The 15,083-nt window shown below is 33.4% G+C and carries 13 protein-coding genes and 5 pseudogenes; 11 read left to right on the plus strand and 7 right to left on the minus strand.

Going from position 1 to position 15,083, the window contains the following annotated elements; genetic code table 11:
- Positions 1-7 precede the first annotated feature (7 nt).
- A complete protein-coding gene (locus MHH42_RS28845) occupies positions 8-2,044 on the plus strand; it encodes an adhesin (RefSeq protein WP_340895033.1) in 2,037 nt (678 codons plus the stop codon).
- A 73-nt stretch (positions 2,045-2,117) separates the two neighbouring features.
- Here MHH42_RS28845 and MHH42_RS28850 read toward each other — a convergent pair.
- Positions 2,118-2,287 (minus strand): annotated as a pseudogene (locus MHH42_RS28850) (signal peptidase I); the annotation flags it as partial.
- A gap of 270 nt (positions 2,288-2,557) precedes the next feature.
- On the opposite strand from MHH42_RS28850, the pseudogene MHH42_RS28855 reads away from it, so the two are divergent.
- The 4 genes and pseudogenes from MHH42_RS28855 (at position 2,558) to MHH42_RS28870 (ending at position 4,506) form a co-directional block, all read left to right on the plus strand.
- A pseudogene (locus MHH42_RS28855) lies at positions 2,558-3,077 on the plus strand (peptide ABC transporter ATP-binding protein).
- 23 nt (positions 3,078-3,100) lie between these two features.
- Positions 3,101-3,289, plus strand: a complete 189-nt coding sequence (locus MHH42_RS28860) for a hypothetical protein (protein WP_000939326.1) — start codon at positions 3,101-3,103, stop codon at positions 3,287-3,289.
- Between the two features lie 587 nt (positions 3,290-3,876).
- Entirely contained in the window at positions 3,877-4,218 is a 342-nt protein-coding gene (locus MHH42_RS28865) for a DUF4257 domain-containing protein (RefSeq protein WP_000961801.1), read from the plus strand.
- A gap of 93 nt (positions 4,219-4,311) precedes the next feature.
- A complete protein-coding gene (locus MHH42_RS28870; protein WP_000087406.1) occupies positions 4,312-4,506 on the plus strand; it encodes a hypothetical protein in 195 nt (64 codons plus the stop codon).
- Between the two features lie 188 nt (positions 4,507-4,694).
- On the opposite strand, the gene MHH42_RS28875 is transcribed toward MHH42_RS28870, so the two are convergent.
- A complete protein-coding gene (locus MHH42_RS28875; protein ID WP_098015975.1) occupies positions 4,695-5,174 on the minus strand; it encodes a CPBP family glutamic-type intramembrane protease in 480 nt (159 codons plus the stop codon).
- A 663-nt stretch (positions 5,175-5,837) separates the two neighbouring features.
- On the opposite strand from MHH42_RS28875, the pseudogene MHH42_RS28880 reads away from it, so the two are divergent.
- Positions 5,838-6,850: pseudogene (locus tag MHH42_RS28880) on the plus strand (hypothetical protein).
- A 368-nt stretch (positions 6,851-7,218) separates the two neighbouring features.
- Here MHH42_RS28880 and MHH42_RS28885 read toward each other — a convergent pair.
- Positions 7,219-7,797, minus strand: a complete 579-nt coding sequence (locus tag MHH42_RS28885) for a TetR/AcrR family transcriptional regulator (protein WP_340895036.1) — start codon at positions 7,795-7,797, stop codon at positions 7,219-7,221.
- Between the two features lie 361 nt (positions 7,798-8,158).
- Between MHH42_RS28885 and MHH42_RS28890 the strand changes: the two genes are divergently transcribed.
- Positions 8,159-9,349 carry an MFS transporter gene (locus MHH42_RS28890; protein ID WP_000064496.1) on the plus strand — a complete coding sequence of 397 codons (1,191 nt, stop codon included), beginning with the start codon at positions 8,159-8,161 and terminating at the stop codon, positions 9,347-9,349.
- 663 nt (positions 9,350-10,012) lie between these two features.
- Here the strand turns inward: MHH42_RS28890 and MHH42_RS28895 are convergent.
- Positions 10,013-10,202: pseudogene (locus MHH42_RS28895) on the minus strand (hypothetical protein).
- A 319-nt stretch (positions 10,203-10,521) separates the two neighbouring features.
- Here MHH42_RS28895 and MHH42_RS32490 point away from each other — a divergent pair.
- Positions 10,522-10,737, plus strand: a pseudogene (locus MHH42_RS32490) (hypothetical protein).
- Between the two features lie 380 nt (positions 10,738-11,117).
- Here the strand turns inward: MHH42_RS32490 and MHH42_RS28900 are convergent.
- A complete protein-coding gene (locus tag MHH42_RS28900; protein WP_340895042.1) occupies positions 11,118-11,282 on the minus strand; it encodes a hypothetical protein in 165 nt (54 codons plus the stop codon).
- Between the two features lie 101 nt (positions 11,283-11,383).
- Here MHH42_RS28900 and MHH42_RS28905 point away from each other — a divergent pair, with 101 nt between their 5' ends.
- A complete protein-coding gene (locus MHH42_RS28905) occupies positions 11,384-11,851 on the plus strand; it encodes a Holliday junction resolvase RecU (RefSeq protein WP_340895118.1) in 468 nt (155 codons plus the stop codon).
- Complete coding sequence (locus tag MHH42_RS28910; RefSeq protein ID WP_340895043.1) at positions 11,841-13,310, plus strand: sialidase family protein; 1,470 nt, start codon at positions 11,841-11,843, stop codon at positions 13,308-13,310. Before MHH42_RS28905 ends, MHH42_RS28910 begins: the two co-directional genes overlap by 11 nt.
- Positions 13,311-13,584: 274 nt before the next feature.
- Here MHH42_RS28910 and MHH42_RS28915 read toward each other — a convergent pair whose 3' ends face one another.
- Positions 13,585-13,695, minus strand: coding sequence for a YjcZ family sporulation protein (locus MHH42_RS28915; RefSeq protein ID WP_000505679.1), 111 nt, complete (start codon positions 13,693-13,695; stop codon positions 13,585-13,587).
- 399 nt (positions 13,696-14,094) lie between these two features.
- Here MHH42_RS28915 and MHH42_RS28920 point away from each other — a divergent pair, with 399 nt between their 5' ends.
- On the plus strand, positions 14,095-14,364 hold the full coding sequence (locus MHH42_RS28920; RefSeq protein WP_097957007.1) for a lysine 2,3-aminomutase: 270 nt from the start codon (positions 14,095-14,097) through the stop codon (positions 14,362-14,364).
- A 190-nt stretch (positions 14,365-14,554) separates the two neighbouring features.
- Here MHH42_RS28920 and MHH42_RS28925 read toward each other — a convergent pair whose 3' ends face one another.
- On the minus strand, positions 14,555-14,983 hold the full coding sequence (locus MHH42_RS28925) for a stress protein (RefSeq protein ID WP_097926718.1): 429 nt from the start codon (positions 14,981-14,983) through the stop codon (positions 14,555-14,557).
- Positions 14,984-15,083 lie beyond the last annotated feature (100 nt).

A 15,083-nucleotide genomic window follows, 5' to 3' on the forward strand; every position in this document is an offset into this window, starting at 1 on the left:
ATTGATTGTGCCATTAGATTATTCGAAAATTTTTAAGAAAGTTTTACTTGCTACTACTGCTACTACCCTAAGTGTTGGGGTAGTTTCAGGGTGCTCGCTGTTTTCTTCGGAAAAAAAGAGCACCAAAACAGCATCAGTATCTAAAAAGAAAAAAGATACTGAAAAAGAAAAGAAGAAAGATGAAAGTAAGGATGAAACAACTGAGAATTTAAATACTAATGATTTTGATGAAATCATTGATAATGCAAAACGTAGCTCAGATCAAAATTTATCTGGAATCATTGAAAATAACAAAACCAAAAGGAAATTTGATGATTTAACGGATTCAATTGCGACCGCGGCTATAAATTCAGATAGAAATCTAGCATCAGTTATTGACAGTGATAAATCAAATAATCGTTTTTCAGATTTAAATACTTCAATAGCATCAGCAACAAAAAACCCTTCTGTCTCGGATAATAAGGACAGTAAGAACTTTGTATTTGGTGGCGATCTAAATATCAATGATGGAGTTGCTAGTGCGGATAATTCAATACCCCCAATTAATAATGATAAAAAGCCACCAGCTTCTGGAGACTCTAGTGGCGCAGGAGGTACAAAACCGCTAACAAGCGGCGATGGTTATAATGGCGGAGGAGATACAAAACCACCAACAGGCGGCGATGGTAACGATGGTGGAGGAGGTACAAAACCACCAACAGGCGGCGATGGTAACGATGGTGGTACAACAAAACCAGAGAAACCTGAAAAAGATACAGTGGCACCAGTAATTACAGCAAAAAAAGGTGTGACAGTAAATGTCGGTGATGGTCTAAGTGCAGACGATTTAGTAGAAGTAAAAGATAATAAAGATCCAAATCCAGTAGTGACAGTAGGTGCGTATGATACAAGTAAGGCGGGAGAAATTCAAGTAACAGTAACGGCAACAGATGCATCAGGAAATAGCTCAAGTACAACAGTAACCGTTAACGTAGTAGAAAAAGAAGAGGAAAAAGATGCAGAAGCACCAATAATCACAGCGAAGCAAGGTGTGACAGTGCATGTAGGAGATAGCTTAAATGCAGGAGATTTAGTAGAAGTAAGTGATAATAAAGATCCAAATCCAGTTGTAACAGTGGGGGATTACGATACAAGTAAGGCGGGAGAAATTCAAGTAACAGTAACGGCAACAGATGCATCAGGAAATAGCTCAAGTACAACAGTAACCGTTAACGTAGTAGAAAAAGAAGAGGAAAAAGATGCAGAAGCACCGGTAATTACAGCAAAACAGAGTGTAACTGTACATGTAGGAGATAGCTTAAATGCAGGAGATTTAGTAGAAGTAAGTGATAATAAAGATCCGAATCCAGTAGTAACAGTAGGAGCGTATGATACAAGTAAGGCAGGGGAAATTCAAGTAACAGTAACGGCAACAGATGTATCAGGAAATAGCTCAAGTACAACAGTAACCGTTAACGTAGTAGAAAAAGAAGAGGAAAAAGATACAGAAGCACCGGTAATTACAGCAAAACAAAGTGTAGCTGTACATGTAGGAGATAGCTTAAATGCAGGAGATTTAGTAGAAGTAAAAGATAATAAAGATCCAAATCCAGTTGTAACAGTGGGAGATTACGATACAAGTAAGCCAGGTACAATATCAGTTCAAGTAACGGCAACTGATAATGGGGGTAACAGCTCAACTGCAACGGTAACCGTTAACGTAGTAGAAAAAGAAGAAGAGAAGGATACGGAAGCACCAGTAATAACAGCGAAACAAGGTGTAACCGTTCATGTGGGAGATAAATTAAGTCCGGGAAGTTTAGTGAGTGTAAAGGATAATAAAGATCCAAATCCAGTAGTAACAGTAGGAGCGTATGATGCAAGTAAGCCAGGCGCAATATCAGTTCAAGTAACGGCAACCGATAAGGCAGGAAATAGCTCAACTGAAACAGTAAATGTGGTAGTTCTTGAGAAAGAAAAGCCAGAACAGAAAACTGCAGGAACAACTTCTAAAGAACAGGGTAATGGATTACTTGCATCAAATTCTAATGATGTAGTTAAATAAGATTTTAGCGAAAATTTATATTAGCGAAGATTTTAGAAGGTTCATCTATAAGTTTTTGTATCAGTCGAACTTAACTAATCAAAACCTTGTTATTATTAAATAAGGTGTTTTCCATAGAAACTCCAGAAACTTTATATGGAAAAAAACGAACTGTCTTAGTAACAGTAAGGTAACACCAATTAGAAATATTAATATTGGAAAAACAGAAAATAGACGTTTTTTCAATTGTAGATTAAACTCCATTCTGAGGGTTTATAGTATTCATCATAACATAAAATTAACAGATTAAACATTCTGAATATTGTTGTTTTTACAGGTGTTATTTGTTAAAATTAAGTATACCTTTTTTAAATTTCAATTTTTTATATCAATAACTACTGTAGCCCTTTCGGGGTTTCGATTTTCAAAGATAGTTTAAGTTTTTTACTTTTACTTTCTTTTTAAATACAACTCCGAAAAGGGCTTTTTTGCGTTTTTTTGGAGAATATCACATTGTGAAAGGAAGAAGGTTTTATGAAGATTAAGAGATTATTTTTAGTGTTAGGCGTTTTAGCTATGATGTTTGTTTTTATAACACCTTTATAAAGGATGAACCTTAAACAGATGCTTTAACTCCTGTCAAAGTAGGGGATTTGAAACAAAAAGTTCAATACGATTATTTGTTTGAAGATGAATTATCAAAAAATGTGATTAACGATTTAGGAGGGCAATTCAAATTAATATTTGATGATATTGATAAGAACGGCTACTTAACCATTTATCAAAATAAAAAAGAACTAGAAATGTTTTTAGGAAATCATGTAACTACTACAGAATTAGCTAATGAATTTACATCGGACTATTTTAGTACAAATAAGAATTATAAAGTTACTTATAAAAGTAAACCAAGTCTATTTAATTATGAAAGACCAAGAACTGTTACAAAAGTAAAAAAAGGATTGTTTTTGGTAAAACAAACGACTTAATTCTGGAATTTAAATATGTACCAGAAATAGATGGATTTCGTATTTCTGAGATTACATATTTAAAATAACAAATTACGTGGAGGAATTCACTATGTTACAAATTAGAACTTTGATTGCTGATGCTTTAAGAATTGATGAAGAAGTGAATAGTTTTTTGAAATATTGTAATAATCAAGGGAAAATAGTTAAAGAAATAAAACCAAGTGGGATCATTAATCGTGAATATGATCAAGGCCAACCACTTGTAACCGTTATGGTTGTTTATGAAGGAATAAATTAACTGCAGTTATGAAAAAGACGAGGATCAATTCCTTGTCTTTTTTAGTTTCTAAGAAGGGTGGATATATCGACTATGAAAATAATAAAAAAAGTGGTCTCCTTTAATTACAAATATAAAGACGTAGAGGAAAAACAGGTAGCACTTGAGATACTGGAATTATATATTCATCAAAATTGTAGTGTGATCTACAGCATAGTTGATGACAGATTCAAAAAAATAAATAATAATCAGGCGTTCAAATTATTAGAAAGTGTACAGGTATCAAATAATTTGATTTGTTAACTTGAGAAAGTTAAATAACAAAATAAATTTTCTGAATTGAAAGATAAAATAAACTTCATTGTGATATAATTTAGTTGCATTTTTTCTTTTTCTTTTTTATATCACTAATTACTTATAACCTTTCGGGTTAATGAAATTACACAAAAAGGAACTTTATGTTGCTTTATTTTATTGTGTAAACACTTCATTATCCCGGAAGGTTATTTGTTTTTGCCTGAAAGGGGTGATGCTATGTCATAGGAACTAATTATTAAATAGAAACTGCTGCTGCAATGTCAAAAGTTTTTCGAAAAGGGGTGCATATTATGTTGGTTACAGTAATTGTGTCAGTTGTGGCTGGTATGGTCTCAGGATTGGCTAGTCATTACATCACAAACAGAAAGTTCTTGTTGCCTCGTAAGAGCAAGCTTGCATTTCACCCGGGTTTCTTGGGAGAGATGTTTGTAGGCAGTATTGCTTCACTCGTTGGTGTTGCAATGTTTAACCCTGAAACAATGATGGATATTCTTAAGGTGAGTATTCTTGCTGGGATTTCAGGGCAAGCTTTCCTGCTGCACAATCGCTTGGCAACGGAACAAGTGAAAACCGACGAGATTCAGTCAATTTCAAAGAAATTGACTGAACTCGAAAAAAAGAATAAGGAATAAAAGAGGAGTAATCTGTTATAAATAGAAATAGAGAGATGAGGAGATTTGGTTATGTAATGGCCAAATAAACAGAGTTGAGTTGAGGTGAGCCCCATGTCTCGAAAGGAAGTTTTTGATTATTTGAATAATCAAGAAAAGAAAGATTTAGCAGAATGGACAGAAGAGCTTAAGAATGCTCAATCTACGAAAGCAGTTAAACTTTATTCAAGTAAGATAAAGGAACTGCTAGAAAAGATTGAACAGCGAATGATTAGTTCAGGAGAGGAAGCAGCGACGGTTAGCTTCTAATTGAATAGCAATATTGAAAGAAGCTGGTGGAGAATTTATCCACCAGCTTCTTTTTTTATCGGGCAACATTGTTTTAGTATTATCTATTGAAAAAAGTTTTTATTTAAAGGATATATCAAAAGATTAGCTGAATAGCAGTTGATGCTAGCCTAAGATGATTTTTTAACCTCGCTATATTAATAATATATTTATAAATTTTTAATAAAAAATACAACAATATTATGTAAAACATGTATACACCATACAGTCCAAAATGGTGGGGATTTTGTATGTCCATTCTCATATTTTCTTGTATAAGTCCAATAAGAGTATGCAAATACAAAACCCATAATGCAAGCATATAATATATAAATATAGCTAAAATTGTGGCTCAATCCAAATATAATAGCTGAAATAAAGATAATCGATTTGTTGTATTTTTCCATACCAGGGATCAATTTTAAAATCCAAAATATAAACATTTGGTATAGAGCTGTTTCTAATAAAGGTGCAATGACTATGCCATCCACTATTTGAACCCATATATATTCATCTTCAATGGGTTTTTTTTGTAATCCTCCTGGTAGAAAACTGGTGGGGAGTGGTAACAAGAAAGATGCAAAAGTCATGAACAGAATAAACCATTGTGTTTTTAAATGATAAAAATAATGTTGTGTCTTCTGAATCATTGATATATTCTCCTATACTGCCGTGTCTTATTTACGGTTTATAAATAGGTGTACTTCTAATCTAGTAATAATTTAGGTATATAAAAAGACACTATATATAGTGTCTTTTTATACGTTGACCTATTCTGAAAGAAAATGTAGTGATTAATAATAGTTTGTTGGATACTTCTTGGTTGATATTAGTATACCATTATCATCAGTTATTTTAAATGTAATTATTCATATATATGATTTTTTATTATATTATGGTTAGAGTCATGTTTTTTCTTCTTATATGTAGTGCATAATTTGAGATTGTATAATGTCTTTCCATAAATCCTCCCTCATTGAAGTAAAAGGAACATCTATACTAGAAAGCAAAAAATAAAAAGGAATATTTTAATAATGGTACCAGATTTTATAGTAAAATAGGTCTCATAGTATGAATGTACAATTTAGATATTTGCCCAATGAACCATATGCTTTTAGAACTGAGAAAGACCTTAAAACAAATAAGTTGTATATTTTAAGACACTAATGTTCCAAGCAGTATAGATGGGAACGTCAAGAACTTAAATGATTTAAGATTCACACTATATAAAAGTTGAAGTATACGACTAAGGAAAGAGGACTTTGCAGTGTACTGCACATTCAAGAATTAATTCTTTCGTAGGGAGTGCTTATATGAAAAGTATGAAAAATGTAATATTGCTAGTAGTATGTTTCATATTTTTAAGTGGTTATAATTCCAAAAATGAAGCTGAGGTACAAAGTTATATAAAAGAAAAACACGGAATCGATGTTGATATAACAGAATGGGGCTCAATAAACGAGAATAATTTTGGTAACACTTACCATACTGTGCAAGAAAAAGATGACAAATATCTAAAATTCCGAGTAAAAGTGCAAGGTTTCCTCTATTCATCTATAGTGGGTGACGAATACAAATATGGGAAAAAACATATGAGGAATATAAGAAATTCCAACCAACTCTAGAAGAAATAAAAAAATTAGGGTACGTGGAAACTGAAGAGGAAAATGCTCTTCAATATTTGTTGGATAATGAAAATCCAGAAGAAGGAAGCCCGACAGATGAATTGCTATTAACTTTGAAAATGAGCAACGAGATTGACTTTAGCCAATTGGATTCCGTAGAATTAGATCGTTTATATGCTCTATTTCAACTCATTCAGAAGAATAATAAAAAGATAACAGAACTAGAGATTAAGGATCAAAATGGTAAATCCTTAGGTGGACCTTTTAAAAATGTACAAAATATAATAACAAAAGAAGAACTGTTATTAACAATGAAAACTACGATGTCAGATACCATAAACAAATATTGGGAAGGTTGGATTAGAACGCACACGAAAGTAGTAGAAAGATTATATGAATTGCAAAACGATCGATTTGCAATTAAAGGTATTACTTATATAAGTTCGGATCATGAGGGACTTCGAAAATATATAGTGATTTTAAAATTTAATAGCGACGGTATATTTGAAAACAATCCTCCTTTAATTGAGGATTTAATCAAAGTAACCAAAATACTTAAAGAAGAACTGTATAATAAAAATTATGCCATAGATTTAACCAATAAGACTGGAACATTATATACAGCTTGGTTATCATCAAAAGAAATTAAAGAAGCGAATAACATTGAAGATCTTGTAAAAGAGGGGTTTCCTACGAATTAAATGTAAAGTCCTATTCGTGTTTGTTATTTGATCTGAAAACATGATATATCGAATTCTTAATCTATACCTATCAACTTTAGAATTTTATAACACCTCAGGCTGAAAATCCCGTGTGTTTTTGATAGAAAACGGCTTGTTTTTCGCTTTGGGGTGTTTGCTTTTCTTAGGTTGATGGTGATGTAGTGTTATCCTACGCCAATTTTCATGATGATCTTTTTAGAGTAATTATCAATTTTTAAACTGATGTATATAGGTGATCACTCCATATACATCAGTTTAAAAACATAAAACACTTTATATATCAAGTTAATTTACTTTGCATCCGCATAGGAGGAAATGGGGATTCTAAACACTTATTTGAATATTAATCAATTCAATTGTATTCCTTCGAATGCATTTATTACCAAATCATGCACATAGGATTCATCCAACTTTTCACCTGTTACTAGCAACCGATAGAAAATTGGTCCGTAGATGAGATCGATGCTTAAGTCAACATCGAGGTTTTCTTTTAATTCGCCTCGTTTAATTCCCTTCTCCAGAAGTTGCTTTGCTTGCAGGCGGCGTGGTTGGAAATAGCGAGCACGATATTCTTCTGCCAGTTTCGAATCAAATTGCCCTTCGCCAACTAACTCAGTAATAATAGTGCCTTCTCGACTTATTAAAAAACTGGTTAAACTTGTGGCGTGAGTTAAGATATCAGTCAATGCTGAACCTGTATCAGGTACAGGCAATCTGGCAGTAGCAGCAGAAAGAAAACCATCCATTACCACAGCAGCCTTATTTGGCCACCATTTATAAATCGTAGCTTTGCTAACTTTAGCACGGTCTGCAATTTTATCAACTGTGACTGCTTTAAAGCCACTTTCCAGTAATAACTCATAGGATGCAGAAAGGATAGCCTTTTGGGTTTCGATATTACGTGGTCGACCTCTTTTACCTTGCATATTAATCATTCCTTTCAAGAACATAAACTATACGTTTAGTATACTTAATATGAACGGATAATAAAATAGCCTATTTACAAAACTGAACGTTTAGTATATATTTTAGCTAATTAATAAACTGAACGTTTAGTTTATTAATTAGCTAGCAACTTATAATGGTAAGGTCTTTAAACAGGTTTCCAAATCCACAAAGTGAATTACTAAAAAAAATTTAGAAAAGGGGAATAAAAAAGTGGGGAAATTGGATCTTTTGAAAGAAGAACAGAAAGTAGTTCAGGCTCAATTTAGAATAATGGTAGTGCTGTAGTTCTTGCCAAGGCGATTCAGTAATTTTGAAATAAAAGTATGGGAGGAAATAGATATGTCTAATTTTAAAAATAAAGCAATCAATAAGGAGATTTCATCGGGTTTAATCATTCTTCTAGCAACTGCATGTGGTATTATTGTGGCTAATCTTTATTATGCTCAGCCTTTAATTGGGGTAATTAGTCATGTAATTGGGCTTTCTAATAGTAGCGCTGGATTAATTGTAACACTAACTCAGATTGGATATGTTGTTGGCTTACTATTTCTTGTACCTTTAGGGGATATTGTTGAGAATAGAAAATTGATAATTATATTGTTAATTCTAAGTGCAGTTGCTCTAACTGCCACAGTTTTTGTAAAGAGCGCAATCTTGTTGTTAGTAGCTTCATTCTTTATCGGATTGGGGTCGGTTGCAGCGCAAGTGCTCGTACCTTTTGTATCATACCTTTCATCGGAAGATGCACGCGGTCGTGTAGTTGGTAATGTCATGAGTGGCCTGTTATTAGGTATTATGCTTGCGCGTCCGATATCTAGTCTAGTAGCTGATATCTGGGGATGGAATGCAATATTTGCTTTATCTGCTACTGTAATCATTGTTTTGGCGTTTGTATTATCGAAAGTACTCCCTACTAGGAAACCAACGGAAAAAACAAATTATACTGCCTTACTTAGTTCAATGTGGCAACTACTACGAACTACTCCAATTTTACGCCGTCGCGCAATTTATCATGCTTGTGTATTTGGGGCTTTCAGCTTATTCTGGACCACTGTTCCATTATTATTGTCTAGTCCTGCTTTTCATTTTTCTCAGACTGCCATAGCATTATATGCACTTGTCGGAATTACAGGTGCAATAGCCGCTCCAATAGGTGGTCGTCTAGCTGATTTTGGCTGGACACGATCCGCCACTGGGATAGCTCTCACTGTTGTTATTATTTCTTTATTACTACCACTTATTATTCAAGGTAGTTCGCCCATCGGAATAGCTGTTTTAGTAATTGCTGCAATTCTGTTGGACATGGGAGTATCTGCAAATCTTGTGCTTAGTCAACGTTTAATTTTCTCATTGGATCCAGAAATTCGTAGTCGACTAAACGGGCTATTTATGGCTATTTTCTTTTTAGGAGGTGCTGTTGGTTCCTCTCTTGGAGGATGGGCATATGCCTTAGGTGGTTGGAGCCTAACATTATGGATAGGAATCGCTTTTCCGATCATAGCCCTTCTTTATTTTTCTACAGAGAAATAGTTTTATAATCGAATTTTAGCAGTCCGCATTCGTTTGAATGCTTATTCATTGGTATATCCCAGTTTTATAGATTAATGGCGGTTATTTTGAAATTTGTATCATTTCTATTTTTGTTTTCAGTTCTTTTAACTTTTGTCGCATTTTCCATTGTCTTGATGATCTATCATCCATTTTTAACATTCCTTATACAATTATTTAAGAATGAGTATAGCATATAAGGGCAGTCTGTATGAAAATGAACTATTTAAATATAAATTAAACAAAAACGTTAATTAAAAAAAAGACCTCTTACGGAAAGATAAGAGGTCATCAAAAAATGTTGTATTTGAAACACGCGATGTTTCATAAAGATATTTTAACATAAATTCATATATTACGTATAATAAATATAAAAGTTTATGAAAAGAATAAAAGTGTATAAATCCGTATAAATCCGTATTTAAATGAAGAATCCCTAGACTTAGGGGGCTAGGGATTCTCGGTCTGGTATATTTCACACGATATTATAAAAAGAATAGAACGTACTGAAGATAACATATGAATGTTTCGTAAATGTATCAACAAAGTGAACAAAAGCGTAATTTGAATAAAAAATGACAGCTGAAATGTTAAAGTCGTATCAGCTGTCACTAAAATAGATATTGAGCTTTATTATTAGGTTTTTTAATTGGTATTTTTTCTCTTATTTCTAGAGGAAATTGTACCAAAGATTGCTCCAGACATTGCACCGATTAAAGTCATAAAGATCGCACTCCAGGCTGCAAATGACATAATTACACCTCCTAGTAATAAATTGTTGTAACTAAATAAAGTTATTGTTTCTTAGCCCTTTTAACAGAAATGATGATTGCAACAATTATTAAGAAAATAAGAGGAGCCCAAGAAAAGAAAGACATTTAGTACTCTCCCTTCAATATTAACTTTGTACATTCTTATAAAACAATTATCTCATGTTCATAAATCGGATATGCAGAATATGTAATATTGCATATCGAATTGTAGATTGAGAAGAAGTGACAATGATAATTGAATAAAAAATAGCTCTTACTACTAAGTAAGAGCTCCTTAAACAGAGAAAAAGTCGTATGTGATTCTATATGAGAACCACAATAACGTTTTAACTCCCTAATATATAGTTGTTTATATGTGTTGACTGTAGTAGAACTAAAAAAATGCTATTTTACTTGAAGGCTAACAACTATCATCACGAGATTAAGAGTTACTATTTACACAATGATTACATCTAATTAGTTAAGTAATTCTATATACGAACGACAGATAATACTATCATTGTTTTGTGTTTAAGTGAGTTCCCTGAAGTGTTTGCGGTATATGAGGGATTCACTGAAGCGCAGATTAAGAAGATATACAGAGGAAAATTACAATAAAAGAGCAGTTAGCAAAAGCTAACTGCTCGGCTGGTTCTCCAAAAGGGGGAAAGGAGAAAGGTTAGGGACTTCATTAAATGAGTTATGGCCATCGCCTATCTATATTATTGACGAAATATTAAGTTTTATTCTGGGGAACCCAAAAAAAGCACCTTTAAAAAGTGCTCTTTAAGGGAAAAGTGAGATACTGAAAAATAAATTAGGGTTTTTTGCTTCGAGATAATATATGACCATTTCATCATAATGTGACGATGAATCACAAAAGAGCAGCTAGCAAAAGCTAACTGCTCATCTCCAAGGGGGAAAGAAGAAAATCTAATGTCATCTACATTGTTGACGGAATATTGAGTTTTATTCAGGGGATTTACTAATTATGTAGGTTACGTGAGAAGCCCTATTAACATCCAAGCTGCCCCGATTAGAATTAAAGTTTCGAATGTAATCCAAAATATTCTCTTCTCTGTTTTTTGAAATTCTTTAATTACAGAAAATACGGCACTTATTCCTACAAGGGTGAAAAGAACAATGCGGATCGTATCAGTCATTTGCATCACCACCTAAGATTTGAATAGTTTAATTATATATTAATTACCATTTTGTAGAAAGTTAATAAAATAATCCTTTTAATAGAAAGCGGGGACTAATAATAGGACTAGGAAACAGAGGAATGCATTTTGAGAAGCTTATCAATCTAGCGAATGAAATGTATCAAAGAGGTGGAGTGGCACTTATAAACAAGCGCCCAACTCCTGTGAAGGTATTAAAAAGCTCAGGGGGTCGTGTACTAAATGATTTCTATGAAGCTAAAAGTACAGTAGATTATGACGGTGTGTATAAAGGACGAGCTATTGCATTTGAAGCAAAGTCTACAGAGAGCAAAACACGATTTGATTTAAAGAATATTGCGCAGCACCAGTTGGACTGCTTAGAGAAAGCAGAAAAGATGGGAGCGATTTGTTTCTTCCTAATTGAGTTTAGTAAGGATAGGTCAGTGTTTGCGGTACCCCTACTTAGAAAAAACAAATTACAAGAACAAATGTTACGAATTTTTCGAAATATAATAAAAAGATACAAACCCCTTTTCATTTTTTTAATATTATATATTGAAAAATAATAATGAAAGGGTGGTTAAAAAACCTCCAAAACCTCCAAAACCTCCAAAACCTCCAAAACCAAATAATAAAGAAGTACAAGTGAATAATTCTGCTAGTGATATAGCTAATTTTCCTAACATAACTCAAAGTGAGACAAGCCTAGCCCATTTTAGAGATTTCATTCTCTATGGATTTAATGATTCAAATGATGAATTTACGAGAAATAGTTTCTCTGGATTTGCTTTTTCAAAAGATTTAGGTAAGACCTGGACTGATGGCGGTTCAATACCGACAAATCCCGGGGGAGTCAACAACGGAGATCCTGTAATAGCTGTAGATAAAAAAGGAATATTTTATTATGGTCAGATTGGACAAGAAGTTGTCGGAGGCACTCAACAAGACGTAATTAGTGTATCAACTGGAGTGATTAATCCGAACAAAACGATTACAATGAATCCGCCGCAAGTCGTCGGGAGAGGACAAAACCCTCAAAATGGTAACTTCTCTCAAGATAAAGAGTGGATTACAGTAGGAACTGATAGAACTAGACCAGGACAAGAGGCACTGTATATCGTTTGGAAAGATTTCACTACTAATCTAGGACGAATTCGTTTCTCAAAATATACAACCGGTGTTAATTTAAATCCTTTGATTACCGATATAGATATCATTTCTCCTCCAAATGCTAATACATTTGTAGAAGGAGAATACGTGATAGTAGACAAGCAAGGGGTTATTTATGTATTTTATGCAGTAATACCAAACAACAATCTACTATTAAAGCAGGCCAATAGGACAATTCGAATGAGAAAATCAACTGACGGTGGACAAACTTTTCCAGTGAATACGGACGTAGCAGTTTCTACAACACCTTTCGCTGCTGCAGCGAACAATGTTGTTCCATGTGAACCCGGGTTTAACCGTACAGTTATTTTTGTAGATGCTCAAAGGGATATCAGGAATAATGAATTTCCTCAAGCTTCCATTGGACCTGATGGCACTATTTATGCTGTATGGAATGGTGGTACAGTTAATGGGGATATTAATATCTTTTTGGCATTCAGCAGAAATCAAGGGGCAACTTGGTCACAACCAGTGAATATCACGCAGGGTCTGCCATTTGCATTTTTCCCTTCAGTAGCTGCCAATGCTAAAGGAGCGCATATTCAATATAATCGTTTTAATGATCCAGCGGGAGTTGGTGGAATTGGCAACGGAACATTCGGGATATTTAAGAAAACATTCTCTGTTACTAGAGGTTTAAATCCAGAATCAGTAATAAGTAACCCATCTTCTCCAGTAACTATTACTAGACCACCTCAAGATCCTGGTGTTGGTCCTTGTTATATGGCTGACTATAATCAAGTCATTACAGGTCCTCGAGAATCTCTGCTTCATGCCTGGAGTGATAATCGTAATACGTTGAACGGGCTGAATAATCCAAATGTATTCTTTAGAAAAACCGAGTCAAAGCCATAACCTAGCAAATTCCTCTAATAAACCTCTTTCTAGTAATTCCTCAACCTAATCCCAATTATTTAATGAGCCATCACCAGTATTTTGGGAAAAACCACGCTAAGAGTTTTTAAATCATTTTAATCTTATTTTAAATAGTGTTGCATTAAATATTCTTGGCGTTGTTAAAATTACTTGTTTTTATGTCGAAATGTGCTTAACGTGGTTTTTTCCTTTTTGCGGTCTGTATCCAAAAAAGAAAAGGCGCCCAGATAAGGGTGCCTTTTCTAATAGTTTTTTAGCAGAAGCAAGCAGCTCCAACGATGATTAATAATATAAACAATACAACTAATAAAGCAAATCCTCCAGCAAAGCCACAGCCTCCGCCACAACTACCACCAAATCCCATAATAGTTCCTCCTTTAAATCGGAGGGTAAAACAAGGGTTCACTCATGTATTTTAACGGATTCAATTTACTGTATGTTTTTACGCATGAATTGAGCAGGTCCTTTTGAAAATAAAGAAAAGACGCTATAAAGCGTCCCCACAATTGGGTAAATAAGAAGTAAGGTTTCTAAGATAACTGAAAAAAATAGAACAGGTGGTTAAAGTTTATCACATTCTTTTGCTGAGTGATCATGCATTATTACATATCATAATAAATTCCTCTATCTTCCATTTGATAAAATGAATTACCAATATTAATAAGATTCAAATAAATATTTCTACAAATTCAAAATATTTACAAAATTTAAAAATTGATATATTTAAGGTGCAAGTTATAAAAATATTTGAGGGGGAATTTTTATGTTCAAGAAATTAGTAGTTGGAACATTAGCAACTGGTATTATGCTATCTGGTGCAGGTGGAGCGATGGCTGCAACACCTAATACTGATAGTGCAAAGACAGAAAAAATTACTATGGCAGCAGATAAGAAAAATATTAAATTAACAGGGTACCTATCAAGAAATTCTATACCGAGCACAACTGTACTATATGGAATCACGTGGTACTTGAAAGACGCATGGCAAGAAAGGGATGGTACATGGACAGGTTATTTTGAAGGATGGTATTAATTAATAAAATCTATTTATTATAAAAAGCCTCTTAAAAAGGGGCTTTTTATTTGTGTAAAATCATAAAGAAAAGACACCCTAAGGTGCCTTCCTCCGACTTGAACCACTTTAATTTTAATAATATGTATTGGACTCCCATCCAAAGATAATTCTAACATGTTTTCATATAAATGAAAGCGGATTCTTTAACTTACTTAATTACTTTGTCCATAACTTCTTTATATTTGTTAAATTGGGCATCTTCCATATCACCATTCATTTGTATAAGGAAGTTACCTTTTGCGTAAGTATGAGAGAATAGCATCTGATTACCATTACCTAAATCGTCATAGTATTTCTTAGCTTTTTCAAGATCTTCTTTGTTTTTAAACTCAAATATTCTACCACCACTATCTTCACCTAATGCTGGAACAAGAATGCGCTTTGCTTCTTTTCTAGTATTTCCAAATTCTTTTTCTGGTAGGTCACTAGGATTGTCAGCTTCTAATCCTGCAGCTTTAAATTCTTCAATTACCTTACCAACCGTGGCATTACTTGTCATTGATTTAACGCTGTCACAAGCGGATAAACCAAATAATAATAGAGCTCCAATAAGTAATACTGCTAATCTTTTAAACATAGTTTTTCATTCCTCCTAATGTAAATAAATCCGTAAATATAATAACAAATTATTTATCTTTATATTGTCATATATTGTCGAACGGAAATAAAAAAGAGAG

The organism is Bacillus sp. FSL L8-0099 (assembly GCF_038006385.1).
GTDB lineage: Bacteria > Bacillota > Bacilli > Bacillales > Bacillaceae_G > Bacillus_A > Bacillus_A toyonensis.

What these genes read in the sequence shown, in the direction of transcription:
- MHH42_RS28860 (WP_000939326.1), top strand. Translation starts at nt 3,101, where the DNA reads ATGTTACAAATTAGAACTTTGATTGCTGATGCTTTAAGAATTGATGAA.
- MHH42_RS28865 (WP_000961801.1), top strand. Translation starts at nt 3,877, where the DNA reads ATGTTGGTTACAGTAATTGTGTCAGTTGTGGCTGGTATGGTCTCAGGA.
- MHH42_RS28870 (WP_000087406.1), top strand. Translation starts at nt 4,312, where the DNA reads ATGTCTCGAAAGGAAGTTTTTGATTATTTGAATAATCAAGAAAAGAAA.
- MHH42_RS28875 (WP_098015975.1), bottom strand. Translation starts at nt 5,174, where the DNA reads ATGATTCAGAAGACACAACATTATTTTTATCATTTAAAAACACAATGG.
- MHH42_RS28885 (WP_340895036.1), bottom strand. Translation starts at nt 7,797, where the DNA reads ATGCAAGGTAAAAGAGGTCGACCACGTAATATCGAAACCCAAAAGGCT.
- MHH42_RS28890 (WP_000064496.1), top strand. Translation starts at nt 8,159, where the DNA reads ATGTCTAATTTTAAAAATAAAGCAATCAATAAGGAGATTTCATCGGGT.
- MHH42_RS28900 (WP_340895042.1), bottom strand. Translation starts at nt 11,282, where the DNA reads ATGACTGATACGATCCGCATTGTTCTTTTCACCCTTGTAGGAATAAGT.
- MHH42_RS28915 (WP_000505679.1), bottom strand. Translation starts at nt 13,695, where the DNA reads ATGGGATTTGGTGGTAGTTGTGGCGGAGGCTGTGGCTTTGCTGGAGGA.
- MHH42_RS28920 (WP_097957007.1), top strand. Translation starts at nt 14,095, where the DNA reads ATGTTCAAGAAATTAGTAGTTGGAACATTAGCAACTGGTATTATGCTA.
- MHH42_RS28925 (WP_097926718.1), bottom strand. Translation starts at nt 14,983, where the DNA reads ATGTTTAAAAGATTAGCAGTATTACTTATTGGAGCTCTATTATTATTT.